The organism is Marisediminicola sp. LYQ134 (assembly GCF_046599635.1).
GTDB lineage: Bacteria > Actinomycetota > Actinomycetes > Actinomycetales > Microbacteriaceae > Marisediminicola.
On record NZ_JBKIWP010000001.1, the window covers coordinates 1701541 to 1727136 of the forward strand.

22 protein-coding genes are annotated in these 25596 nt (G+C 68.9%); 15 read left to right on the plus strand and 7 right to left on the minus strand.

Annotated features, from left to right (window positions below; genetic code table 11):
• From ACLHIH_RS08130 to ACLHIH_RS08140, 3 genes are read left to right on the plus strand one after another with little or no spacing between them, the layout of a single operon-like run.
• The gene (locus tag ACLHIH_RS08130) at positions 1-456 is read left to right on the plus strand and encodes a succinate dehydrogenase hydrophobic membrane anchor subunit (RefSeq protein ID WP_411316214.1); all 456 of its coding nucleotides are present in this window, start codon (positions 1-3) and stop codon (positions 454-456) included.
• A complete protein-coding gene (gene sdhA, locus ACLHIH_RS08135) occupies positions 453-2270 on the plus strand; it encodes a succinate dehydrogenase flavoprotein subunit (RefSeq protein WP_411316215.1) in 1818 nt (605 codons plus the stop codon). Before ACLHIH_RS08130 ends, sdhA begins: the two co-directional genes overlap by 4 nt.
• Positions 2270-3025 (plus strand): succinate dehydrogenase iron-sulfur subunit, encoded by a 756-nt coding sequence (locus tag ACLHIH_RS08140; RefSeq protein ID WP_411316216.1) that lies wholly within the window; start codon positions 2270-2272, stop codon positions 3023-3025. Before sdhA ends, ACLHIH_RS08140 begins: the two co-directional genes overlap by 1 nt.
• Before the next feature lie 108 nt (positions 3026-3133).
• Here the strand turns inward: ACLHIH_RS08140 and ptsP are convergent, their stop codons facing one another.
• Positions 3134-4777, minus strand: a complete 1644-nt coding sequence (gene ptsP, locus ACLHIH_RS08145) for a phosphoenolpyruvate--protein phosphotransferase (protein ID WP_411316217.1) — start codon at positions 4775-4777, stop codon at positions 3134-3136.
• 103 nt (positions 4778-4880) lie between these two features.
• Between ptsP and ACLHIH_RS08150 the strand changes: the two genes are divergently transcribed.
• From ACLHIH_RS08150 to ACLHIH_RS08195, 10 genes are all read left to right on the plus strand, one after another.
• The gene (locus ACLHIH_RS08150) at positions 4881-6128 is read left to right on the plus strand and encodes a YihY/virulence factor BrkB family protein (protein WP_411316218.1); all 1248 of its coding nucleotides are present in this window, start codon (positions 4881-4883) and stop codon (positions 6126-6128) included.
• Between the two features lie 9 nt (positions 6129-6137).
• The gene (locus ACLHIH_RS08155; RefSeq protein ID WP_411316219.1) at positions 6138-6983 is read left to right on the plus strand and encodes an exodeoxyribonuclease III; all 846 of its coding nucleotides are present in this window, start codon (positions 6138-6140) and stop codon (positions 6981-6983) included.
• Between the two features lie 27 nt (positions 6984-7010).
• Positions 7011-8024, plus strand: a complete 1014-nt coding sequence (trpS, locus tag ACLHIH_RS08160) for a tryptophan--tRNA ligase (protein ID WP_411316220.1) — start codon at positions 7011-7013, stop codon at positions 8022-8024.
• A complete protein-coding gene (locus ACLHIH_RS08165; RefSeq protein WP_411316221.1) occupies positions 8021-8662 on the plus strand; it encodes a GNAT family N-acetyltransferase in 642 nt (213 codons plus the stop codon). The genes trpS and ACLHIH_RS08165 overlap by 4 nt, the downstream gene beginning before the upstream one ends.
• Positions 8663-8984: 322 nt before the next feature.
• Positions 8985-10064, plus strand: coding sequence for a bifunctional diaminohydroxyphosphoribosylaminopyrimidine deaminase/5-amino-6-(5-phosphoribosylamino)uracil reductase RibD (ribD, locus tag ACLHIH_RS08170; RefSeq protein WP_411316222.1), 1080 nt, complete (start codon positions 8985-8987; stop codon positions 10062-10064).
• Positions 10064-10669: a riboflavin synthase gene (locus ACLHIH_RS08175; protein ID WP_411316223.1), complete on the plus strand. Its 606-nt coding sequence runs from the start codon at positions 10064-10066 to the stop codon at positions 10667-10669. The genes ribD and ACLHIH_RS08175 overlap by 1 nt, the downstream gene beginning before the upstream one ends.
• Positions 10666-11964, plus strand: coding sequence for a 3,4-dihydroxy-2-butanone-4-phosphate synthase (gene ribB, locus ACLHIH_RS08180; RefSeq protein ID WP_411316224.1), 1299 nt, complete (start codon positions 10666-10668; stop codon positions 11962-11964). The genes ACLHIH_RS08175 and ribB overlap by 4 nt, the downstream gene beginning before the upstream one ends.
• Positions 11961-12464, plus strand: a complete 504-nt coding sequence (gene ribH, locus ACLHIH_RS08185) for a 6,7-dimethyl-8-ribityllumazine synthase (protein WP_411316225.1) — start codon at positions 11961-11963, stop codon at positions 12462-12464. Before ribB ends, ribH begins: the two co-directional genes overlap by 4 nt.
• A gap of 158 nt (positions 12465-12622) precedes the next feature.
• Entirely contained in the window at positions 12623-13582 is a 960-nt protein-coding gene (locus ACLHIH_RS08190; RefSeq protein WP_411316226.1) for an aldose 1-epimerase family protein, read from the plus strand.
• Positions 13583-13721: 139 nt separating this feature from the next.
• On the plus strand, positions 13722-15062 hold the full coding sequence (locus ACLHIH_RS08195) for an MFS transporter (protein ID WP_411316227.1): 1341 nt from the start codon (positions 13722-13724) through the stop codon (positions 15060-15062).
• A gap of 40 nt (positions 15063-15102) precedes the next feature.
• Here ACLHIH_RS08195 and ACLHIH_RS08200 read toward each other — a convergent pair whose 3' ends face one another.
• The gene (locus ACLHIH_RS08200; protein WP_411316228.1) at positions 15103-16497 is read right to left on the minus strand and encodes a DUF222 domain-containing protein; all 1395 of its coding nucleotides are present in this window, start codon (positions 16495-16497) and stop codon (positions 15103-15105) included.
• A gap of 339 nt (positions 16498-16836) precedes the next feature.
• On the opposite strand from ACLHIH_RS08200, the gene ACLHIH_RS08205 reads away from it, so the two are divergent.
• Complete coding sequence (locus ACLHIH_RS08205; protein WP_411316229.1) at positions 16837-18798, plus strand: ABC transporter ATP-binding protein; 1962 nt, start codon at positions 16837-16839, stop codon at positions 18796-18798.
• 67 nt (positions 18799-18865) lie between these two features.
• Positions 18866-19333 (plus strand): NUDIX hydrolase, encoded by a 468-nt coding sequence (locus ACLHIH_RS08210; protein ID WP_411316230.1) that lies wholly within the window; start codon positions 18866-18868, stop codon positions 19331-19333.
• Positions 19334-19376: 43 nt separating this feature from the next.
• Here ACLHIH_RS08210 and ACLHIH_RS08215 read toward each other — a convergent pair whose 3' ends face one another.
• From ACLHIH_RS08215 to ACLHIH_RS08235, 5 genes are read right to left on the minus strand one after another with little or no spacing between them, the layout of a single operon-like run.
• The gene (locus ACLHIH_RS08215; RefSeq protein WP_411316231.1) at positions 19377-20219 is read right to left on the minus strand and encodes a TrmH family RNA methyltransferase; all 843 of its coding nucleotides are present in this window, start codon (positions 20217-20219) and stop codon (positions 19377-19379) included.
• Positions 20220-20229: 10 nt separating this feature from the next.
• Positions 20230-21696 (minus strand): NAD-dependent succinate-semialdehyde dehydrogenase, encoded by a 1467-nt coding sequence (locus ACLHIH_RS08220; protein ID WP_411316232.1) that lies wholly within the window; start codon positions 21694-21696, stop codon positions 20230-20232.
• Positions 21693-23870 (minus strand): MMPL family transporter, encoded by a 2178-nt coding sequence (locus ACLHIH_RS08225; protein ID WP_411316233.1) that lies wholly within the window; start codon positions 23868-23870, stop codon positions 21693-21695. The genes ACLHIH_RS08220 and ACLHIH_RS08225 overlap by 4 nt, the downstream gene beginning before the upstream one ends.
• Positions 23870-24454: an isochorismatase family protein gene (locus ACLHIH_RS08230; protein ID WP_411316234.1), complete on the minus strand. Its 585-nt coding sequence runs from the start codon at positions 24452-24454 to the stop codon at positions 23870-23872. The genes ACLHIH_RS08225 and ACLHIH_RS08230 overlap by 1 nt, the downstream gene beginning before the upstream one ends.
• A gap of 41 nt (positions 24455-24495) precedes the next feature.
• Complete coding sequence (locus ACLHIH_RS08235; protein WP_411316235.1) at positions 24496-25491, minus strand: Gfo/Idh/MocA family protein; 996 nt, start codon at positions 25489-25491, stop codon at positions 24496-24498.
• Positions 25492-25596 lie beyond the last annotated feature (105 nt).

Genomic DNA, 25596 nt, shown 5'->3' on the forward strand with positions numbered 1-25596 from the left:
ATGACTACCGAGAACATTCAGGCACCCCGGTCGGCGTCGACCGCGGTCGCGAACCGCGGCGTCAACTGGGAGAAGTGGGGCTGGATCTACATGCGCGCGAGCGGTGTCGTTCTCGTCGTGCTCATCTTCGGCCACCTGTTCGTCAACCTCATGGTCGGCGAAGGCGTCAACGCGATCGACTTCGCCTTCGTCGCCGGCAAATGGGCCGACCCGTTCTGGATCGTCTGGGACACCCTCCTCCTCTGGCTCGCGCTCATCCACGGCTCCAACGGCATGCGCACGATCGTCAACGACTACGCGAGCAACAGGCTCGTGCGCACCATCCTCAAGGGCGCCCTCGCGGCGTCCACCGTCGTCCTCCTCGTTTTGGGAACCCTTGTGATCTACACCTTCGAGCCCTGCCCCGTCGGCGCTCCCGCCGACCTTCTGCCCTCCTTCTGTGGAGTGGCTTCTTGAGCCGCGAGGGCACCTCGCCGAGCACCATCGTCGACGGAATCCACTACCACCAGTTCGACGTCGTCATCGTGGGAGCCGGTGGTGCCGGCATGCGCGCGGCCATCGAGGCCGGTCCCCACGCCAACACGGCGGTCATCTCCAAGCTCTACCCGACCCGGTCGCACACGGGTGCCGCGCAAGGCGGCATGGCTGCGGCCCTCGCCAACGTCGAGGAAGACAACTGGGAGTGGCACACCTTCGACACCGTCAAGGGTGGCGACTACCTCGTCGACCAGGACGCCGCGGAGATCCTCGCGAAAGAGGCCATCGACGCGATCATCGACCTCGAGAACATGGGGCTGCCCTTCAACCGCACGCCCGACGGCAAGATCGACCAGCGTCGCTTCGGCGGTCACACGGCCGAGCACGGCAAGTCGCCCGTGCGTCGCGCGTGCTACGCGGCCGACCGCACGGGTCACATGATCCTGCAGACGCTCTACCAGAACTGCGTCAAGCACGGCATCAACTTCTTCAACGAGTTCTACGTGCTCGACCTGCTTATGACCGAGGTCGTCGAAGACGGCGCAACGGTCAAGCGCCCCTCGGGTGTCGTCGCGTACGAGCTGTCGACGGGTGAGATCCACGTCTTCCAGGCGAAGTCGATCGTCTTCGCGACGGGTGGCTACGGCAAGATCTTCAAGACGACCTCGAACGCGCACACCCTCACGGGTGACGGCGTCGGCATCATCTGGCGCAAGGGACTCCCCCTCGAAGACATGGAGTTCTTCCAGTTCCACCCGACCGGACTCGCGGGGCTCGGCATCCTGCTCTCCGAGGCCGCCCGAGGCGAAGGCGCGATCCTGCGCAACAGCGAGGGCGAGAGGTTCATGGAGCGCTACGCGCCCACCATCAAGGACCTCGCCCCCCGAGACATCGTCGCGAGGTGCATGGCGACCGAGATCCGCGAGGGTCGCGGCGCCGGCCCGAACAAGGACTACGTCTACCTCGACATCACCCACCTCGAGCCCGCCGTCATCGACGCGAAGCTCCCCGACATCACCGAGTTCGCGCGCACCTACCTCGGCGTCGAGCCCTACTACGAGCCCGTGCCCGTGCTCCCGACGGCGCACTACGCGATGGGCGGAATCCCGACCAACGTCGACGCCGAGGTGCTGAGCGACAACACGACCGTCGTTCCCGGTCTCTACGCCGCCGGAGAGTGCGCGTGCGTGAGCGTGCACGGCTCCAACCGCCTCGGAACCAACTCGCTCCTCGACATCAACGTGTTCGGCAAGCGCGCGGGCAAGAACGCCGTGATCTACGCGAAGTCCGCCGACTTCGTGCCCCTGCCCGAGAATCCCGCCGCGGGAGTGCTCGCGCTCCTCGACGGGGTACGTCAGGGCGACGGCACCGAGCGGATCGCGGTCATCCGCAAAGAACTCCAGGACTCGATGGACCGCAACGCGCAGGTCTACCGCACCGAGGAGACCCTCGCCGAGGTCACCGAGCTCATCGAGAACCTCCGAGCGCGCTACAAGAACATCAAGGTTCAGGACAAGGGCAAGAGGTTCAACACCGACCTGCTCGAGGCCGTGGAGCTCGGGTTCCTGCTCGACCTCGCCGAAGTGCTCGTGTATTCGGCGCGCTCGCGCAAGGAGAGCCGCGGAGGTCACTTCCGCGAGGACTTCCCGACCCGCAACGACGACGACTACCTCGTGCACACGATGGCCTACCTCACGGGTGACCCCGAGTCCGCGGATGCGGGCGAGCACATCCGACTCGAGACGAAGCCCGTCGTGATCACCAACTACCAGCCGATGGAAAGAAAGTACTGATGAGCACTCCCGTACTCGAACGAGACAACGCGGCATCCGACGAGGTCGAGATGTTCACGGCGACGCTCATCATCCGGCGCTTCGACCCCGAGGTGGATGCCGAGCCGCGCTGGGAGGACTTCGACGTCGAGGTTCTCGCTACCGATCGGGTGCTCGACGCTCTGCACAAGATCAAGTGGGAGCAGGACCAGACGCTGACCTTCCGCCGCTCGTGCGCCCACGGGGTCTGCGGGTCGGACGCGATGCGCATCAACGGCCGCAACCGTCTCGCGTGCAAGGCCCTCATCAAGGACCTCGACATCTCGAAGCCGATCTACGTCGAGGCCATCAAGGGGCTCCCCCTCGAGAAGGACCTCATCGTCAACATGGACCCCTTCTTCGAGAGCTTCGCGGAGGTGCAGCCGTTCCTCATCGCCTCGAGCAAGCCCGAGAAGGAGCGCCTGCAGAGCCCCGCCGAGCGTGCGCGGTTCGACGACACCACGAAGTGCATCCTGTGCGCCGCGTGCACGTCGAGCTGCCCCGTCTTCTGGACCGACGGACAGTACTTCGGACCGGCAGCGATCGTCAACGCCCACCGGTTCATCTTCGACTCGCGTGACGAGGGCTCGCAGGTGCGCCTCGACATCCTCAACGACAAGGAGGGTGTGTGGCGCTGTCGCACGACCTTCAACTGCACCGAGGCGTGCCCCCGCGGCATCCAGGTGACGCAAGCGATCGCCGAGGTCAAGCAGGCGATCATGCGCGGCACCCCGTAACGATCGTCGTTCCCCAACCGGGACACGACGAAGCGCCCGGCCCCGTGAGGGTGCCGGGCGCTTCGTCGTCAGCGGTGCGGGACGGTCAGGGTCCGTCCGCGGTGCGGATCAGCTCGCGGATGCCGCGGCGCGCGCGTCGGCGGCCGTGCGAGCGCCGAGCGCGCGAGCGGCACGCGCCCTGGCCTCGTCGAGGGTGACCGTCAGGAGTGCCGCGCGCACGTCGGCGAGAGCCGCGGGCGTCATGCTGAGAGTCGTCGCACCGAGCCCGACGAGCACGATCGCGAGCTGCGGGTCGGCTGCCGCCTCACCGCAGATACCGACGGGCTTGCCCGCGGCCGCACCGGCGTCACCGAGCTGCTTCACGAGACGCAACACGGCGGGGTGCCACGGGTCCTGATACGACGCGACGCTCCCGAGCATGCGGTCTGCCGCGAGGGTGTACTGGGTGAGGTCGTTCGTGCCGACGCTCACGAAGTCCGCCGACTCGAGCACCTGGTCGGCGACGAGAGCAAGCGAGGGGATCTCGGCCATGACACCGACGGTCGTGAGACCGAGCTCGCGGCCGAGCTCGACGAAGTAGTCGGTCTCGGCGGCGTCGGCCACCATGGGGGCCATGACCCAGAGGTCGGCGTCGGACTCCGCTTCGGCGCCCGCGAGCGCCGTGAGCTGATCGCGCAGGATCTGCTCGCTCGCGCGCAGGGCACGCAAGCCGCGCAGGCCGAGCGCGGGGTTCTCCTCTTCGGCGTCGTTGAGGAAGCTCAGGGGCTTGTCCGCCCCCGCGTCGAGAGCGCGCACGACGACCTTCTTGCCCGAGAAGTGGCCGAGGAGATCGCGGTACTGGGCCTGCTGGTCTTCGACCGTCGGCGCGGTCTTCGCGTCGAGGAAGAGGAACTCGGTGCGGAAGAGACCGACACCCTCGGCCCCGAGCTCGACGGCGGCCTCCGCATCGGCGGGGGAGCCGAGGTTCGCGAGCAGGGGCACCGCGGTGCCGTCGGAGAGCGCGCCTGCCGTGATGGGGGCCGCGAGGGCGGCCGCTCGCTCGGCGATGCGAGCGCGAGCGGACTCGACGGCGTCGTCACTCGGGTCGACCGTGATCGCCCCGCTCGCGGCATCCGCGATGATGAGCGTTCCGTCGGCGAGGTCGAGGGCACCGGTGACGCCGACGATCGCGGGAATCGACTTCGATCGCGCGAGGATCGCCGTGTGGCTCGTGGGACCGCCGTCGCGCGTGATGAGGGCGAGCACCTTGTCGAGGTCGAGGAGAGCGGTGTCTGCGGGGGCGAGGTCGGGAGCGACGAGGATGAACGGCTCGTCGCTCTCGGGAACGCCCGGTGCCGGCACGCCGCGGAGGCGCGCGATGACGCGCTGCGAGACATCCCCGAGGTCGGTCGCACGCTCGGCCATGTAGCCGCCCATGCCGATGAGGATGTCTTGGAACGCCGCGAACGCGTCGAAGACGGCCCTCTCGCCGGTCGACCCGGCGTCGATGCGCGCCTTCACGTCGTCGGCGAGGGTCGGATCCTTCGCCATCATCGAGGCGGCCTCGAGAACCTCCTGAGCCGCACCGCCCGCCGTCGCACCGCGTTCGAGCAGTTCGGCTGCGACGGCATCGAGTGCGTCGATCGTCGAGCGCAACTCCGCTTCGGCGTCTCCGGAATGCTGCGCCTGCTCCGGTTTGGCGAGAGGCTCGGGCATCCTGAGGATGCGCCCCACCGCGACTGTGCTGCCGACTCCGACGCCGCTCAGGTCCATTGTCACAACTTCCGCTCTGGGGCCGCCGTGGCCCCCGTGATGCTCGTCGCCCCGTGTCTCGGGGGCTCGAGTCAGCCTATCCCGGCCTTGTTACGCTGACGGAATGGCGAAGCCGCGCGCGCACGACGAGAGCACCGTCGGGCGCCGAGGCGACGGCGCACACGATCGCGTCACCGCCGACCTCGACGAGAGGGCGGATGACACGCGCTCGGGGGGCGGCACTGGCACCGGCACCGGCACCGGCACCGGCACCGGCACGACCGTCGTCTCGCCCGCGAACGACTCGCGCGACGCCCGCGACGCCCGCGAGGGCACGGCCACCCCCGGCGGCATCGGCGGTGCCGTCTCCCGAATCGTGACGACCGTGTTCGAGCTCAAACCGGTGCGCGTGCTCTTCCACTACCTTTCGCGCATCGGCCCCCTCATGGCGACCGGTCTCGCCTACCAAGCACTCTTCGCGACCTTCGCCGCCCTGTGGGTCGGCTTCTCGATCGCCGGAATCGTGATCCAGAACGACATCGGATTGCGCAACGAGCTCGTCGACACCATCTCCGCCGCGGTGCCCGGGCTAATCGAGTCGCCGGAGCAGCCCGACGGCGCCATCGACCCCGAGGATCTGCTCGAGACCGGCGGACTCAACTGGACGGGCCTCGCCGCCCTCGTCATCCTGCTCTTCATCGCGCTCAACTTCCTTGCGTCGGCGCGCGACGCCGTGCGACGGATGTTCGGCCTCCAGCAGGTGCAGGCGAACATCCTGATCCTCAAGGCGAAGGACTTCGGTCTCGCGCTCGCCTTCGGTGCGGCCCTCCTGCTCTCGACCGTGCTCTCGTCGCTCAGCACCGTGCTCATGGACTTCTTCCTCTCCCTCGTGGGCATCGGCGAGGACTCCTGGTTCTCGGCGACCCTCGGAACGGTCGTCGGGCTCATCATCGTGCTCACGCTCGACACCGTGGTGCTCGCAGCGCTCTACCGGGTGCTCGCGGGCATTCCGATCCCGCGCCGCAGACTCTTCGGCGGCGCGTTGCTCGGAGGGGTGCTCGTCGGCGCGCTCAAACTGCTCGGCAACACTCTGCTCGGGGGCGCGGGCACCAACCCGCTGCTCGAGACGTTCGCGATCATCATCGGTCTGCTCATCTTCTTCAACCTCGTGTGCCAGGCCATCCTCATCTCGGCGGCGTGGGTCGCCGTGGGCATGAACGACAGCGGGATCGCCGCCGACCCCGTGGCCGCCGAAGAGGAACGGCGGGAGCAGGAACGCATCGCCGAGCTCGAGCGGATCGCCGCCGAGGCGCAGCGGCCGAAAGGGCTCGCGCGGGTCTGGGCGCGAATCTCGCGGCGCGGCTCAAAATAGACTGACCTCATGACTCAGCCCCTCCGCATCGCGACCGTCAACGTCAACGGAGTGCGCGCCGCGTATCGCAAGGGCATGGGCGACTGGCTCGACGGTCGCGGTGTCGACATCCTCGCCCTCCAGGAGGTGCGCGCGTCGACCGACGACCTCGCGGGGCTCCTCGGCGACGGGTGGAGCATCCTGCACGACGCGGCCACGGCGAAAGGCCGTGCGGGGGTCGCGATCGCGAGCCGGAACGTCGCGACCGTTCACCGCGTGAGCCTCGGCGCCGACGAGTTCGACAGCGCCGGGCGCTGGCTCGAAGCCGACTTCACCGTCGGAGACGCGAGCATCACGGTCGTGAGCACCTACGTGCACTCGGGCGAGGTCGGCACCCCCAAGCAGGTCGAGAAGTACACCTTCCTCGACGCGATGGAGGCGCGCCTCCCCGAGCTCGCGAGCCACTCCGACCACGCGCTCGTCGTCGGCGACCTCAACGTCGGACACCGCGAGATCGACATCCGCAACTGGAAGGGCAACCGCAAGAACGCGGGGTTCCTGCCCGACGAACGCGCCTACTTCGATCGCTTCTTCGGCCCCCTCGGCGAGACCGTGACGGGCGTCGACGGCTCGACGGGGCCCGGCCTCGGCTGGGTCGACGTCGGCCGCGCGTGGGCGGGCGAGGTCGAAGGGCCATACACGTGGTGGTCGCAGCGCGGCAAAGCCTTCGACACCGACACCGGGTGGCGACTCGACTACCACGTGGCCACGCCCGCCCTCGCGGCGAGCGTGACGTCGTATGCCGTCGACAAAGCCGACGCGTGGGACACCCGATGGTCCGACCACGCTCCCGTCGTCGTCGACTACGTGATCTGACCCCCCTTCCCGCCAAGAAAGCACACCATGACCTCCAAACCCCGTCTCTTCTCCGGGATGCAGCCCTCGGCCGACTCCCTCCACATCGGCAACTACGTGGGGGCGCTGCGGCAGTGGCGCGACATGCAGGAGTCGCACGACGCGATCTTCTGCGTCGTCGACCTCCACGCGATCACCGTGCCGCAGGAGCCGGCCGTGCTGCGCGCGCAGATCCGCCGCACCGCCGCGCAGTACATCGCGGCGGGGATCGACCCCGAGAAGTCGACCCTCTTCGTGCAGTCCCACGTTCCCGCGCACGCCCAGCTCGCGTGGGTGCTCAACACCATCACGGGCTTCGGCGAGGCCAGCCGCATGACGCAGTTCAAAGACAAGGCGGCCAAGAACGGAACGGATGCCGCGTCGCTCGGGCTCTTCGCCTACCCGACCCTCATGGCGGCGGACATCCTGCTCTACCAGACCCACCAGGTGCCGGTCGGCGACGATCAGAAACAGCACGTGGAGCTCACGCGGGATCTCGCGACGCGGTTCAACAGCCGATTCGGCTCGACCTTCGTCGTGCCCGAACCGACGATCCTCGCCCAGGGCGCACGGCTCTACGACCTGCAGAACCCGGTGTCGAAGATGAGCAAATCGGCGGCGTCGACCTCGGGAGTCGTCTTCCTGCTCGACGAGGCGAAGACGACGGCGAAGAAGTTCAAGTCGGCGGTGACCGACGACGACCGCGAGATCCGCTTCGACCGCGGCGCCAAACCCGGTGTGTCCAACCTCCTCACGATCCTCTCGGCGTTCGGAGGTTCACCCATCGCCGACCTCGAGGCGCAGTACGCGGGGCGGGGATACGGAGACCTCAAGGGCGACGTCGCCGACGCGGTCGTGGCCGTGTTCGATCCGATCCGCACTCGCGCGCTCGAACTGATGGATGACCCGGCCGAGCTCGATCGCATCCTCGCCGTGAGCGCCGACCGGGCCAACGAGATCGCGGAGCAGACCCTCGCGACCGTCTACGACAGGATCGGCCTGCTGCCGAAAGTACGCCGATGACCGACGGGAGTGCGGGTGACACCGGCGCAGGGGAGACCGGCGCACGCGAGACGGACGCACCCGACCCCGTCGTGCGCCTCGAGACCGAGCGGCTCGTGCTCGATGCCGTCGTGCCCTCCGACGCCCCCCGGATCGCCGAGTTCTGCCAAGACCCCGAACTGCAGCGCTGGGTTCCCGTTCCGCAGCCGTACACCCTCGATCACGCCACCTCCTTCGCCACCGACTACGCCTCCTCGAGCCGGTCGGGCAGACACCCGGCGAGCGACGGGGTCGTGCTCTGGGCGATCCGACTCGAGGGCGAACTCGCCGGCGTGATCGAGCTGCGACTCGAACCGGTCCGTTCGGCGACCGTCGGGTTCTGGCTCGCACGGTCGAGGCGACGGGCTCGCCTCATGGACGAGGCCCTCGCCGCGGTGATCGACCTCGGGTTCGATCCGACCGCGCTCGACCTCCAGCGCATCCACTGGCAAGCGGTTGCCGGCAACGTGCCGTCGGCGATGATCGCGCGGCGCGCGGGCTTCCGATTCGAGGGGACGGCGCGCAAATCGATGGTGCACCGCGACGAACGCGTCGATGCGTGGCAAGCGAGCCTCCTGCGCAGCGACCCCCGGTCGCGCGCGGGCGGCTGGCCGCTCTGAGCTCCGAGCTCTGAGGGCGAGGGCGAGGGCGGGTGACGGGGAATACCGCGCCCCGAAACGCGTTGACTACACTCGACAGCAGTACGTGCTCCGGGGTCGGTGAGAATCCGAACCGGCGGTGACAGTCCGCGACCCGCACGAGATGGCGACATCCCGTTCGGTTGAGCCGGTGGAATTCCGGGACCGACAGTAATGAGATCGCGAGATCTCTCAGTCTGGATGAGAGGCAGCACGAGCAGGATCGGTCGACCCTGCGCACCATCCCGCGTGCACCGCGCGGAATCCCGGAGACCGTCTCGACACTCGAGATTCAGGACACCGGATGATGAGCACCACGATCGAGGAAGCCATGCGCGCGGCGCTCGCCCTCGCGTCGCGCGGCGTGAAGACCGGACCCAACCCGCGCGTCGGGTGCGTCATCCTCTCCCCCGACGGCACGGTGATCGCCGAGGGCTGGCACCGCGGTGCCGGCACCGCTCACGCCGAAGTCGATGCCCTCAGCCACCTCGTCGACGATGCCGCCCGCGGGGCGACAGCGGTCGTGACCCTCGAACCGTGCAACCACCACGGCCGCACCGGACCGTGCACCGAGGCACTCATCGCCGCGGGCGTGGCGCGAGTCGTCTACGCGGTCGCCGACCCCGGTCACGCCTCGGGTGGCGGCGCCGCGCGACTGCGTGACGCGGCAATCGACGTCGTCGAGGGAGTGCTCGCCGACGAGGCCACCGCCTTTCTGCACGGGTGGCTCACGGCCATGACCCTCCGGCGCCCCGTCGTGACCCTCAAGTGGGCTTCGAGCCTCGACGGTCGGGCCGCGGCCGCCGACGGGTCGAGCCAGTGGATCACGGGAACGGCCGCGCGCCAGCATGTGCACGAGAGGCGGGCGGATGCCGACGCGATCGTCGTCGGCACGGGCACCGTGATCGCGGACGACCCCTCGCTCACGGCGCGCGGGGATGCGGGCGAACTCCTCCCCCACCAGCCCGTGCCCGTCGTGGTCGGCGAGCGCGCGGTCGCGGCCACGGCGCGCGTGCGCGAGCATCCGCACGCGCTCATCGAGGCGCGCAGCCACGATCTCGACGCCGTGCTCGCCGACCTGTTCAAAAGGGGCATCCGCTCGGTGTTCGTCGAGGGTGGGCCGACCCTCGCGAGCGCGTTCGTGCGCGCGGGGCTCGTCGACGAGTTTCTCGTCTACCTCGCCCCCGTTCTGCTCGGCGGCGACCGGCTCGCGCTCGGCGACGTGGGCGTGCCGGGAATCGCCGACGCCCGCAGGCTCGCGGTCGAGCGTCTCGAGATCCTCGGCGACGACATCCTGCTGGTCGCGCGCCCCGCGCCAGCCCCACCAGCAGCGGCCGCGCCCGCACTCTCAGCACCCTCAGGCACCGACGGAAGGACCCTCTAATGTTCACCGGAATCATCGAAGAGCTCGGCGAAGTGGTCGAGTGGTCGCCGGGAACGGATGCCGCGAGGCTCACCGTGCGCGGCCCCCTCGTTGTCGGCGACGCCTCCCACGGCGACTCCATCTCGGTCAACGGCGTGTGCCTCACGGTCGTCGACCAGGGGCCGGACTGGTTCACCGCCGACGTCATGGCGCAGACGATCGCCATGAGCACCTTCACGTCTCCGACACCGGGTGAGCCGGTCAACCTCGAGCGTGCAGCCCAGGTGGGCGACCGTCTCGGTGGACACATCGTGCAGGGTCACATCGACGGCACGAGCGAGTTGCTCTCCATCACCGAGGGCAGCGCGTGGCGGATCGTGCGGTTCAGTCTCTCGGCAGACCTCGCACCCCTCGTGGCGAGCAAAGGCTCGATCGCGATCGACGGCATCTCGCTCACCGTGAGCGACGTGGGCACCGACTGGTTCGAGGTGTCACTCATCCCCGAGACACTCTCGGTCACGACGCTCGGCCGCAAGACCGTCGGCGACACGGTCAACATCGAGACCGACATCCTCGCCCGACACGTGGAGCGGATGCTCGCGTTCCAGAACGGGACCGCATCGTGAGCCTCGCCGACATCCCCACCGCCCTCGACGAGCTGCGTGCTGGCCGACCCGTGATCGTCGTCGACGACGAGGGTCGCGAGAACGAGGGCGACGTCGTGATCTCGGCCGAGCTCGCGAGCCAGGAGTGGATCGCGTGGCTCGTGCGCAACTCGTCGGGGTTCATCTGCGCACCCATGACGAACGAGATCGCCGACCGTCTCGAGCTGCCCGTGATGGTCGCCCACAACGAAGACCCCCGAGGCACCAACTACACGGTCACGGTCGACGCGGCCGACCGGCTCAGCACAGGCATCAGTGCCGCCGATCGCGCCCACACGCTGCGCGTGCTCGCCGACCTCGAGTCGACGCCGTCGAGCCTCAACCGGCCAGGCCACATCCTGCCGCTGCGTGCGGCCGAGGGTGGGGTGCGTGAGCGCGACGGTCACACCGAAGCGGCCGTCGATCTCATGAAACTGGCGGGCCTGACCCCCGTCGGGGCGATCTCCGAGATCGTCGCCGACGACGGCGAGATGATGCGCCTCCCCGGTCTGCTCGCGCTCGGTGAGCGCGAGGGGCTCACCGTCATCACCATCGAGAGCCTCATCGCCTACCTCCACGAGGTGCACGCCGACGTGGAGGTTCCCACCGTCACCCCGCTGCCCGAGAGCTCGCGCGTGATCTTCGAGGTCGAGACGACCATTCCTACGAACCGCGGACCGTTCCGTTTCCGCGCCTACCGCGACCGGATGTCGGGGGCCGACCACGTGGCCGTCATCGCCGGCGAACCGACCGACGGTGCACTCATCCGGGTGCACTCCGAGTGCCTCACGGGCGAGGTGTTCGGTTCGCTCAAGTGCGAGTGCGGACCGCAGCTCGATGCGGCGCTCGACACCATCCAGGAACACGGGGGCGTCGTGATCTACATGCGGGGGCACGAGGGTCGCGGGATCGGTCTCGTCAACAAGCTCAAGGCCTACCGCCTGCAGGAAGACGGGCTCGACACTCTCGACGCCAACCTCGCGCTCGGTTTCCCCGCCGACGGCCGGGACTACGGTGCTGCGGTCGCGATCCTCGAGGACCTCCGACTATCCTCGGTGCGAGTGATCACCAACAACCCCGACAAGGTCAAGCAACTCGTCGACCGCGGCATCACCGTGATCGACCAGGTGCCTCTCGTGGTCGGGGTGGGCGGGGTCAACGAGGCCTACCTCAGCACCAAGCGCGATCGGATGGGGCACATGTTGCCCGACGATGCTGCACTCGACAGGTTCGTCGCTGCCGCGGCGATCCAGACTCTGAAGGAGCAAGAACTGTGACCGGAGCCGGCGCCCCCGACACCACCCCCCTCGACGCGACGGGACTCTCGGTGACGATCGTCGCCGGGTCATGGCACGAGACCATCGCGGAGGGCCTCCTCGCGGGGGCGAAACGGTATCTCGAGCACGCGAATGCCGACGTCAACGTCGTGCGGGTCTCCGGGAGCTTCGAGCTCCCCGTCGTGAGCAAGGCGGCGTTCAACGCGGGAGCCGACGCTGTCGTCGCGCTCGGCGTCATCATCCGCGGCGGAACGCCCCACTTCGAGTACGTCGCGGATGCGACGACCTCCGGTCTCACGCAAGTGAGCGTGCACTGCGGCAAACCGATCGGTTTCGGTGTGCTCACGGTCGACACGGAGCAGCAGGGACTCGACCGCGCGGGACTCCCCGAGTCGAGCGAAGACAAGGGTGCCGAGGCGGCCGAAGCAGCGGTCTCGACGGCCCTCGTGATCCGCTCGCTCGCGAAGCTCGAGTTCGCGAAGCTCGAGGCGGCCCTCTGATGAAGAATCCGATCGTCTACATCAAGATCGTCGTCATCCTCGGGTCGATCGTGCTCGCGGGTTTCTGGGTGCAGCGCGTGTTCTTCCCGGAGCTCTCGGCCTGACCCCGGTCGCTCCCTCCGCGTGACACAGTGGGGGAACACGACGAAAGGCTCACCATGACCGAGGACACCGCCGCCGCTCCCACCGCCACCGCCACCGGCGACACGCCCCTCTCGGGCACGCAGTACGTGATCGAGGCGCACGGCTACCAGGCGACCGTCGCGAGCACCGGTGCGACGCTGCGGGAGCTCACGTTCGACGGGCGCGACCTCACGGTTCCGTTCGCGGCAGACGAGGTCCGACGCAATTTCCGCGGTGCGACGCTCGCCCCGTGGCCCAATCGCATCATCGACGGCACCTACACGTTCGCGGGCGAGGATCGGCAGCTCGCCCTCACCGAACCCGAGCGGGGTCACGCCCTCCACGGGCTCGTGAGCTGGGTGGACTTCTCGGTCGTGGAGCACGTCGGCGATGCGGTGACGCTCGCGGCGATCATCCCGCCGCAGGTCGGCTATCCGCACCGGGTGCGTGTCTCGGTCACGTTCACGGTGTCGAGCGACGGTCTCACGCAGTCGATCGGTGCGACCAATGTCGGCGACACGACGGCGCCCTACGGGTGCAGTGCGCACCCGTACCTCGTGGCGGGCGAGGGCATCGTCGACGACTGGACTCTCGAGCTGTCGGCCTCAGACGTGTTCCTCACCGAGGGCGACCGTTTGCTCCCCGACCGCGTCGCCTCCGTCGATTCGGTTCTCGACGGCACCCTCGACTTCCGCGGGGGGCGGGTGATCGGTGACACTTTCGTCGATCACGCCTACACGTCGCTCGAATTCTCCCCTCGCGCGACCGTGCGCGTCACGACCGCGGCGGGGAGCGGGGTCGCGATCGAGTTCGACGAGGCCTGCCCCTGGGTGCAGATCCACACCGCGGATCGTCCGGCGCCCGAGCCCAGCCGCATCGGGCTCGCGGTCGAGCCGATGACGTGTCCGCCCGACGCGTTCAACTCGAAGACGGATGTCGTCGAGCTCGAGCCCGGGGCGACGCACGAGGTGTCGTGGCGCATCAGTGCGCTGTGAGCCCTCGAAGATGAGCGTAAGGTGATTGGCGGCCGTCACGAACGGCCGCCTCTCTTCTTTCGCCTCGCACTCGTCGACCCCGCATCAGGTGGTCCCGTGCCCGGCGGTCCAGCCCCGTCAGCCTGTCCGGAGTTTCTGCATGTCGTCCGTCACCGCCCCCACCGCGTCTGCCAAGACCAATCCTCGTTCTCGTGTCATCTTCGCGAGCCTCATCGGCACGTCGATCGAGTTCTACGACTTCTACGTCTATGCGACGGCGGCCGTGCTCGTGTTCCCGATCCTGTTCTTCCCCGGGGACGACCCGACCATGTCGCTCCTCAAGTCGTTTGCGGCATTCGGCGCGGCGTTCGTGGCGCGGCCGATCGGGTCGATCCTGTTCGGGCACTTCGGTGACCGGATCGGTCGCAAGGGCACCCTCGTGGCGTCGCTGCTCACGATGGGTGTCGCGACGGTGCTCATCGGGTGCATCCCGACGGCGCTCACGCCCGGCTGGGAGGTTCTCGCCCCCACGCTTCTGGTGATCATGCGTTTCGCCCAGGGTCTCGGTCTCGGTGGCGAGTGGAGTGGCGCAGCGTTGCTCGCGACGGAGAATGCTCCCGAAGGCAAGCGCGCCATCTACGGCACGTTCCCGCAGCTCGGTGCGCCGATCGGTTTCATCGTGGCCAACGGCGTGTTCCTCATCCTCAACCTCACGCTGCCCGAAGACGACTTCCTGTCGTGGGGGTGGCGTGTGCCGTTCCTCGCGAGCGCCGTTCTCGTGATCATCGGTCTCTATGTGCGGTTCAAGCTCATCGAGACTCCCGCGTTCACGAAGGTCATCGAGTCGGGTGAGGTCGAGAAGCTGCCTCTCGCGCGAGTCTTCAAGTCGAGTTGGCGTCAGCTCATCCTCGGAACGTTCATCATGCTCGCGACGTACACGCTCTTCTATCTCATGACGACGTACACGCTCACGTACGGCACGACGCCGGTCGATGCGGATGTCGCGGGCCTCGGCTACACGCGCAACGACTTCCTCATCATGCTCATCGTCGGTGTCGTGTTCTTCGGAATCTTCACGCTCGTGTCTGGTCCGCTCGCGGAGAGGTTCGGCCGTCGTGCGCACCTCATCGTGACGACTCTCGCGATCATCGTCTTCGGTTTTCTGTTCGTGCCACTCCTCGGGGGTGGAGATGTGGGTGTCAACGCGTTGCTCGTGATCGGGTTCACTCTCATGGGGTTGACGTTCGGTCCGATGGGGGCGTTGTTGCCCGAGTTGTTCCCGACGAACGTGCGGTACACGGGGTCGGCGATCAGCTACAACGTCGCGAGCATCCTCGGTGCTGCTGTGGCGCCGTTCATCGCGGTGTGGCTCTGGGGTCTCGCCGACGGGAGCCCGGTGCTCGTCGGTGTGTACCTGAGCGTCATGGGGGCCATCACGCTCGTCGCGCTCATCCTGAGCAAGGAGACGCGGGACCTCGAGTACACCTCGAACGTGAGCTGAGGGTCCGGGTCGGTTCGGGCCGGGTTGCGTCGTCACATCGCTACATCGCGATCTCATGGGCGACCGGGCTCCGGGACGGCATCGGAATGAACACCCGCCCCGGATCGACCGAGGGTGGTGGTTCGAGGAAGTAGTCGGCTCGGTCTCGGTGCACCTGCCACCGGTTGTCGCGGATCAGCAGATGATGCCTCCGACGCAGCAGGATGCCGTCAGCGATGTCGGTGCGGCCCTCGACACCAGCCCACGGGTTGATGTGGTGGGCCTCGCAATACGACGAAGGTCTCTCGCACCCGGGGAACCGGCATCCGCCGTCTCTGACCGTCAACCCGACCCGTTGCCGTTCCGTGAACAGGCGCCGGTCCCGTCCGACGTTCACGCACTGGCCGTCGCGGTCGAAGCCGACGCTGATGACTCCGGTGTTGCAGATCGCCCGTTCGATCGTCGGAGCCGACACGGTGTCGGTGCGGCCCTCGATGAACCCTGGACCTGTCCTGCCCTCGAGCCGGTCCGCGGTCACCACGATCCGCACGGCCGGGCGGCGCCCGCCAAACAGGGTGCCCGGATCCGCATCGACCGCGAGGCGCACCAGGTCGACGAACGCGTCGGCACTGACCTGCTCGTCGGTGCGGCCATCGTTCAGCAACTCCTCCGCGGTCGCACGCGCGGCCGGGTCGACGAACCGGGGACCACCCCGCCGCGGTGACAGGATCTGCGCAAACGCCTCGGCGACGAGAGCGCCGTCCTCGGGGGCGAGCCGCCAGGACCCGCAGTGCATTCCGGTCGCGTTGTCCCACCAGGTGCGCACCGTCCTCAGGTCGCGGTGCTGTTTCTCCCGACGCTCGATCCCGTCAGCATCGAGGAGACCACGCACCTGCCTCGCACGGCGCCAGAGCTGTTCCGGGGTCAGACCCGGTCCCGCGGCGATGAGGTCGTCTGCAGCGTCCTCGAGCACGATCTCGTCGACGCCGGTGATCTCGGAGAACACCCGCCGGATCGCATCCATCGCATCGAGCGAGAGGGCACCTGACGTCACGGCCGCGGCGAGAGCGTCGCGCCACGACGGTGGGGCGGAACCGTCGTTGCCCCCCACTGGCGGCGCGCCCGCGGACGCGGCTTCGGCGAGCAAAGATCCGGTCTCGACCAGGCGGGTGGCTTCGGCGCGGCTCACGTGCGCCACACGCTGGATCATCGCGACCGGGCTCACGAAACCCGCCTTTTGGGCGAGTCCCTGGTGACCGAGTTCAGGGCGCGACCGGTGCGCGACCTCCCCCGCGATCAGAGCGGCGAACTGGTCGACGTTGTGCTGCAGCGCCGCGACGGACTCGACGGCCGCCGTCAGATCAGCGTGGTCGAGAGCGGCGATCGACTCCGCCGTGCCGCCGAGATCGGCGACCACAGCGGCCCGATCGAGGAGAGCGGCGGAGAGGGTGGGCATGCATCAATTCTCCCGAATCGAACGGGTGTTCGAAAGAAGAACGAATCGTCTGCGGAGAGTGGGTTCTCCACAGGGGGCGGGGAGGAGGAGTCTTTCGCGAGGACGAGTACTCGACCCGCCTCTCGCCCTCAGCGAACTCACCACGGGGGCGCACCCCGCGCCGATACGCTGGCACCGGCGCGCCTGGGTGATGCCGACCCGGCCCGAGCCGGCCGGTCCGGAGCCGGTCGCCTCCGAGCCGTCCAGCCCTGCCTGCCACTGCATCGCCCAGTCCACCACCACGCAGCCGACACCACGCACCCACCGCCGCGCACCGGGCACGATCCCCAGAGAGCTTCGATGACTTCCCAGCAGAACCCGCCTCGCCCGCGTCGCTCCCTCTTCGGTCGCCCCCAGGCCGATTCGGGCCCGCGCGCGACGTTCTCGCAACTGCTGCCCTACCTCTTCGAGCATCGCCGCGTGCTCGTCTTCGTGATCATCCTGAGCGTGCTCGGCGCGGCGGCGTCGCTCGCGCAACCGCTCCTCGTGAGCCAGGTGATCACGATCGTGGAGGCTGGTGACTCCCTGCAGCTCATCGTGTGGCTGCTCGTGGCGCTCGTCGTCGCATCCGGTCTCATCAGCGGTTTCCAGCACTACCTGTTGCAGCGCACGGGCGAGGGCGTGGTGCTGTCGAGCCGTCGCCGGCTCGTGTCTCGCATGCTCAACCTGCCCATCAGCGAGTTCGACGTGCGCCGCACCGGCGACCTCGTGTCGAGGGTCGGCTCCGACACGACGCTCTTGCGCGCCGTTCTCACCCAGGGCCTCGTCGAGGCCATCGGTGGGTCGCTCACGTTCGTCGGGGCTCTCATCGCCATGGCGATCCTCGACCCGATCCTCCTCGGCCTCACCGTGCTCGTGATCGCCGCGTCGGTCATCACGGTCGTGACGCTGAGCGCTCGCATCCGTGTCGCGAGCCGCAAAGCGCAAGAGAAGGTCGGCGACCTCGCGGCAGCCGTCGAGCGGTCGATCAGCGCGGTGCGCACCATCCGCGCGTCGAACGCCGCCGCCCGCGAGATCGCCGAAGTGGAGAAGCACGCCGAGGGCGCGTGGCGCATGGGAATCAGTGTCGCGAGGATCTCCGCTCTCGTCGTGCCGATCGCCGGCATCGCCCTGCAGGTGTCGTTCCTCGTCGTGCTCGGGGTCGGCGGGTTCCGCGTCGCGAACGGCGACATCACGGTCGCCGACCTGGTCGCATTCATCCTGTTCCTCTTCCTCATGATCGGCCCGCTCGGTCAGGCGTTCGGCGCCATCACATCGGTCAACTCGGCCCTCGGCGCCCTGGGCCGCATCCAGGAGATCATCGCCCTGCCAAGCGAGACGGAGGGCGACGCCGCGATCGCCCGCAGCGCCTCCCCCGCGGTCGACTCCGACGACGCGCTCGCGTTCGAGAACGTCGAGTTCACCTACACCGAGCTCGCACCCGAAACCGATGCGGCGAGCGCCGCCCCGACCGACTCGGCGGCCGGTGCCCCGCAGGGAACGGATGTCTCGTCCCCCCGCACCGCGGATGCGACCTCCGCCGCACCCCCGGCCCCGACCACACCCACCGCACCGGCCGCGGATCTTCCCCCGACCCGCGACCGCACCGTGCTGCACGGCGTCTCGTTCACCGCACCCCGAGGCAAGCGCACGGCGCTCGTCGGCCCCTCCGGCGCGGGCAAGAGCACGATCCTCGCGCTCATCGAGAGGTTTTACGACCCGAGTTCCGGCGTCATCAGGCTCGGGGGCACCGATCTCCGTGCACTCGACCGCTCCGAGCTGCGCGCCCAGATCGGCTACGTGGAACAAGACGCCCCCGTGCTCGCGGGCACCATCCGTGAGAACCTCAAGCTCGGCGCACCCGACGCGTCGGACGACGACTGCGTGCGCGTGCTGCGCGACGTCAACCTCACCGAGGTGCTCGACCGCAACGAGCTCGGACTCGACGCACCCGTCGGCGAAGACGGCGTGATGCTCTCGGGTGGCGAGCGCCAGCGTCTCGCGATCGCCCGCACGCTTCTCGCGGCCCCGCCCATCCTGCTCCTCGACGAGTCGACGTCGTCACTCGACGGACTCAACGAGCAGATGCTGCGCGAGGCGATCGACGCGGTCGCCGAGAACCGCACGCTCATCGTCATCGCCCATCGACTCTCGACGGTCGTCGACTCCGACCAGATCGTCGTGCTCGACCACGGTCGTGTCGTGGGGGTGGGCACGCACTCGGAGCTCGTCGTCTCAACACCGCTCTACAAGGATCTCGCGAAGCACCAGTTGCTCGTGTAGCCCTCCGACAGGCTCCGAGACCACTCTTCGACGCGCCCTGCGTTCGCGCGGCGCTACAGTTTTTCTCATGGCCACCCCCGACTTCGTCCTGGCACTCCGCGAGAAGATCGGGACCGCGCCACTGTGGCTCAGCGGTGTCACGGCCGTCGTGATCCGCGGCGACGAGGTGCTGCTCGTGCGTCGCTCCGACACGGGAGCCTGGACCCCGGTCACCGGCATCATCGACCCCGGCGAGCAACCGGCCGTCGCCGCCGCGCGCGAAACCCTCGAGGAGGCCGACGTCGTCGCCGTGCCCGAGCGGCTCGCGCGCATCGGCGTGACCGAGCCGATCGTCTACCCGAACGGCGACGAGAGCCAGTACCTCGATCTCACGTTCCGCATGCGCTGGGTGTCCGGCACCCCCGCCCCGGCCGACGGTGAGAACCTCGAGGCGCGCTGGTTCACCCTCGACGACCTGCCGCCGATGTCCGACGACATGCTCGGCCGGCTCTCGGCAGCCGTCGACGACCGGGTCGAGACGCGCTTCGAGATCTAGCCCGCCCCGACTCGCCCCGAACCGTCGCGGGGCGCGCGGAGCCTCAGTCGGCGAGGGCGTACATCGCCACCGCGGCTGTCGCGGCGACGTTGAGCGAGTCGATGCCGTGCGCCATGGGGATGCGCACGATCGTGTCGGCGGCATCGAGCGCCTCGGGCGTGAGACCGTCGCCTTCCGCGCCGAGCACGAGCGCCACTCGCTCGGGGGCTCGTGCCGCGAAGGCGCGCAGCGTCACCGAGTCGTCGCGGAGCGCGAGGGCCGCGACATGGAATCCGGATGCCGCGAGCAGCTCCTTCGTCGCCGGCCACGCGCCGACCCTCCCCCACGGCACCTGCAGCACGGTGCCCATGCTCACGCGGATGGCGCGGCGGTAGAAGGGGTCGGAGCACCGGTCGGTCACGAGCACCGCGTCTGCCCCGATCGCGGCTACCGAGCGGAAGATCGCCCCCACGTTGGTCGGGTCGGCGACGTTCTCGATGATCACGACGCGACGCGCATCAGCGAGGAGGGCCTCGACCGTTGGGAGCGCTGGGCGATGCATCGAGGCGATGAGACCGCGATGCAGCACATAGCCGGTGAGTTGTTCGAGGAGGTCACCGGGCCCCGAGAACACGGGCACGACGACGTCGCCGGGACCGTCGACATCCGCACCGCCCGGTTTCGCCTCGAGCGCCGCGACCGCGTCGTCGACCGACCCGCCGAGCGCGAGAACCGACCGCGGCCGGTGCCCTGCGGCGAGCGCGCGCTGCATCACGAGGAGGGATTCGGCGAGGTAGAGGCCGTGCTCGCTTCCGCGGGACTTCTTGAGCGCGACATCCGTCTGGTGCGCGTAGTCGGCGAGCCGGGGGTCGTCGATCGAGTCGACCTGTTCGACGACGACCTTCACGGCGCGACCCTCACGACGCCGGCGCGATGAGCGTGTACTTGGTCTCGAGGTACTCGTGGATGCCGAGCGCCCCGCCCTCGCGCCCGATCCCGGACTGCTTGACGCCACCGAAGGGGGCGGCCGCGTTCGAGATCACCCCGACGCCCAGCCCCATCATCCCCGTGTCGAGGGCGTCGATCATCCGCTGTCCGCGTGCGAGATCGCGAGTGAAGACATAGCTCACGAGGCCGTACTGCGTGTCGTTCGCCATCGCGACGGCCTCGGCTTCATCGGCGAAGGTCGAGATGGCGAGAACGGGACCGAAGATCTCCTCGCGCAGGATGTCGCTCCCGCGCGCCACACCCGTGAGCACCGTCGGGGCGAAGAACGTTCCGTCGCCCTCGAGCGCTGCTCCCCCGGTGCGCACCGTCGCCCCGCGCGCGACGGCGTCGTCGACGAGCGCTCCCGCTTTGGCGACCGCCTCGTCGTTGATGAGCGGGCCGATGCGCACGCCGTCGTCGGTGCCGCGACCGACGACGAATTCGCTCACGGCCGCGGTGACCCTCTCGGCGAACTCCTCCGCCACCGACTCGTGCACGATGAACCGGTTGGCTGCGGTGCACGCCTCACCCACGTTGCGGAACTTCGCGAGCAGCGCCCCCTCGACAGCCTTGTCGAGGTCGGCGTCGTCGAAGACCACGAACGGTGCGTTGCCGCCGAGCTCCATGGATGTGCGCAGCACTCCCCCCGCGGCCTGCCGCAGGAGTGAGACACCCACGGGGGTCGATCCCGTGAAGCTCAGTTTGCGGAGGCGCGGGTCGGCAATGATCGGCTCGCTCACGTCTCCCGCGGTCGACGTCGTGATGACGTTGACGACCCCCGGGGGCAGCCCCGCGTCGGCGAGCAGCTGCACGAAGAGGAGCGTCGTGAGCGGGGTGAGCTCGGCGGGCTTCACGACAGACGTGCACCCGGCGGCGATCGCGGGCGCGATCTTGCGGGTCGCCATCGCGAGCGGGAAGTTCCACGGGGTGATGAGGTAGCACGGACCCACAGGACGGTGACTCACGACCATGGTTCCGGTGCCCTCGGGGTTGGGGCCGTAGTGGCCCGCGATGCGCACCGCCTCCTCGCCGAACCAGCGGAGGAACTCGCCGCCGTAGGTCACCTCCCCGCGCGACTCGGCGAGGGGTTTGCCCATCTCGAGCGTCATGAGCAGAGCGAACTCCTCCCGGCGCTCCTGCAGGAGGTCGAAGGCCCGGCGGAGGATCTCGCCGCGCTCGCGCGCCGGTGTCGCGGCCCACGACGGCGCGGCGGCGACCGCGGCGTCGAGCGCACGAGCACCGTCGGCCACGGAGGCATCCGCCACGGTCTTCAGCACGAGCCCTGTCGCGGGGTCCCGGACCTCGATGGCCCGGCCCGAGGTCGACTCGACCCACTCGCCGCCGATGAAGAGCCTGTCGGGAACACCCGCGAGTAGTGCGGTTTCGGTCACAGTCATGATCGGGTCTCCTCGGGAGATCGGGCGCGGTCATTCGCTCGTAAGAGCGCGGAGGGCCACCAGATGCGCGGCCCGATGTCGTAGGCGAGCGCGGGCACGAGCAGCGAGCGCACGAGGAGGGTGTCGAGCAGCACGCCGAACGCCACGATGAACGCGATCTGCAGGAGGAACAGGATGGGGATGACACTGAGCGCCGCGAACGTCGCCGCGAGCACGATGCCCGCGGACGTGATGACGCCGCCCGTCACGGAGAGCCCCCGCAGAACCCCTTCGCGCGTGCCGAGACGCAGGCTCTCTTCGCGCACCCTCGTCATGAGGAAGATGTTGTAGTCGATCCCCAGTGCCACGAGGAACACGAACGCGAACAGCGGAACAGACGGGTCGGCACCGGGGAGCCCGAGCACCCCGTTGAAGACGAGCGCGGAGACTCCGAGGGCCGCGCCGAACGACAGCACGACGCTCGCGATGAGCAGCACGGGGGCGAGGATCGATCTCAGCAGGAGCATGAGGATGAGCAGGATCACGACGAGAACGATCGGGATGATGAGGGTGCGGTCGTGGATGGCGGTGCGATCGGTGTCGACGGCGGTCGCCGTCACTCCGCCGACGAGGGCGCCGTCGTCGACCGACCGCACGGCGTCCCGAAGGTCGAGGACCGCCCGGTCGGCCTCCGTGGAGTCCGGCGCGACCGCGAGGGTCGCTTGCAGCAGCACGGTGCCGTCGACGACGGTCGGCTCGCCGGGCGGGCCTCCCGCGGGTCCGACCGCCGCATCCGATCCGGCGGCAACGGTGCCGCTCGGGCTGTCGTCCGACACGGCGACCACGGAGTCGACACCCGACACGTCGAGAGCGGCGTCGGCGAGGTCGTCGATGCTGTCGGCCGATCCGAGGATGAATGCGGGGCTCCCCGATCCGCCGGGAAAGTGTTCGCCGAGCACCTCCTGACCGTCGCGGGCCTCGGATTGCCCGAGCACGAGGTCGCTCTGCGCCACACCGTCGGCGCGCAACTGCAGCACGCCGATCGACGCCACAAGCAACAGCAGGGTCGCGACGACCCACACCGCCCGCGCGCGGGCGGCGATGAGCCTGCTGATGCCACCCCAGACTCCGCGCGCTCGACGAGGGCGGGTCGTCGGAGAGATCGACGACAGCGCGAGCGTCGCGTCGAACCGCGGTCGGAAGGGCCAGAACGACGCCCGTCCGGCGACGAGAAGCAGCGCGGGAAGGAGGGTGAGTGACGCGAGCATCGAGAGGGCCACACCGATCGCCGCGACGGGCCCGAGCGCCTTGTTCGAGTTGAGGTCGGAGAGCAGCAGGCACAGGAGACCCGCGATCACGGTGCCTCCCGACGCGAGCACCGGCTCGAGGCTGCCCTTGAACGCGAGCACGGTGGCATCCCACCTCGACTCGACGGTCTCGAGGGCTTCGCGATAGCGGGAGACGTAGAGCAGCGAGTAGTCGGTCGCCGCCCCGATCACGAGGATGAAGAGGATGCCCTGCACTTGGCCGTTGAGGGTCACGACTTCGGCGCGAGCGAGCTGCCAGACCAGGAGGATGCTCACCGAGAGAGCGAAGAGCGACGTGCCGAGCACGAGGAAGGGCAGGAGGGGTGATCGGTAGACCACGAGGAGGATGAGCAGCACGGCACCGAGCGCCACGAGGAGCAGGATTCCGTCGATGCCGCTGAACGCCGCGCCGATGTCGGCGGTGAACCCCGCGGGGCCCGTGACGAAGTGGGTCAGCCCGTCGGGAGTCTGCGTCTCGAGGTAGACCCGGATGGCGTCGATGATGTCGGCCGACCCCTCGGAGGAGATCGGCACGAACACCTGGAACGCCTCACCGTCGTCGGACTCGATGGCGGGGGATGCCCCGTCGACGACCCCCTCGAAATCACCGAGGCTCTCGGCGATGTCGGCCGCGAAGGCCCGATCGTCGTCGGTGAGCCCCCCGTCGCGGTCGAACACCACGACGGCGGGGATCGCCGAGGAGTCGGTGAAGTCCCCGAGGCTCTCCTGCACCACCGTCGACTCGGATGTCGCGGGCAGAAAGCTCGTCTGGTCGTTCGTCGACACCTCGTCGATGCGGCCGAAGTATGGCCCGCCGATCGCGGCGCCGGCGAGCCAGGCCAGAATCAGCACGATCGGGATGACAGCGCGGAGCCCCCGCCCGAGCATCAGCGCGACTCGGTGATGACGGCCCCGGCGTCCGCGAGGTCGGCGAGCGCTTTCGCGCTCGACTCGGGCGCGACGCCCGCGACGAGGTCGCGGAACACGCGCACGCGGCGACCGGCGTCGAGGGCGTCGCGAGCCGACGCGAGAACGCAGTAGTCGGTCGCGATACCGACGACGTCGATGTCGGTCACGCCGAGCGACTCGAGGGCGGCGGAGACGGTCTCGCCGGCATCCGTCGTGCCCTCGAAGATCGAATACGCGGGCACGCCCTGCCCCTTGGTCACGTGGACGGTGACCGGTGACGTGTCGAGAGACGGGTGGTAGGCGGCGCCCTCGGTCTCGGCGACGCAGTGCACGGGCCACGTGACGACGTAGTCGGGTGTCGCACCGTCGAGAGCGAAGTGGCCCCCGTTGTCACCGACGGCGTCGTGCCAGTCACGGGAGGCGAACACGTGGTCGTAGTCGCTCGCGGCCCGCTCGAGGAGCTCGGTGATGCCCGCCGCGACCGCAGTGCCGCCCTCGACACCGAGCGCGCCCCCCTCGGTGAAGTCGTTCTGCACGTCGATGATGAAGAGCGCTCTGCTCACGAGAATCCGTTCTCTCGAGGTGGTTCCCGCTGCCGTGCGGGTCAGACCGCCATGATATCGGCCGGGTAGTCGAGGCCGATCTGGTGACGGATGTCGTCGAGCGAGCGCATGATGGCGACGCTCTGCGACGGGGGGAGGAGCTCGCCCGCGAGCAGACCGTTCTCGACGAGGCGCTCCATCTCGGCCGCTTGGAACTGCATGCCGCGACCGGTGATGTCGGACTCGTACCGCTCGAGCACGGTACCCGCCCGGTCGAAGACGGTGAACGACGTCGCGTTGTACCAGACGGAGTCCAGTTCGATGCGGCCCTCCGTGCCGATCACGGTCGCCCGGTTCGAGCCGAGGGCGTCGAGCGCCGTGTGCAGCACGGCCTGACGGCCGCCGGAGTACCCGTAGGTGATCGCGGTCTGGCGGTCGACGCCCGTCTCGGTCAGCGCCGCGTGGGCGAGAGTCGTGTCCGGCGCTCCGAAGACGTCCCACGCGAACGACACGGGGTAGATTCCGAGGTCGAGCAGAGCGCCCCCGGCCAGGGCCGGGTTGTTGAGGCGGTGCTCGGGGTCGGTCGGCAGTTTCTGATTGTGATCGGCGAGGAGGGTGCGCACCTCGCCGAGGGTGCCCGCCGCGATGATCTCGCGGATGCGCGCCATGTGCGGCAGAAAGCGAGCCCACATCGCCTCGAGCACGACGAGACCGCGCTGCTCGGCGAGTTCGGCGAGAATCTGCGCCTGATCACCCGTGACGGTGAAGGCCTTCTCGACGAGCACGTGCTTGCCCGCCTCGAGCGCGAGCTTGGTGTGCTCGTAGTGGTGCGAGTGCGGCGTCGCGACGTAGATGATGTCGACCTCGGGGTCGGCGACGAGGGCGTCGTAGCCCTCGTGAACTCGCGCGATGCCGAACTCGTCGGCGAACGACTGCGCCGACTCGAGCGACCGGGAACCGACGGCGACGACCGAGAACCCCGATCCGATCAGGTCGGATGTCTGCTGGCGGGCGATTCCGCCGGGGCCGAGAATTCCCCATCGAAGTGTTCCGGGCATGGGTTCCTCCTCAGTGCGGACCGCGCGGTGCAGCGCCTCCAGAAACCTACCAGCGCGACCTGGCGTCACTCCTCTTGCGCTTATTACGTAATTCCGTAGAATTTG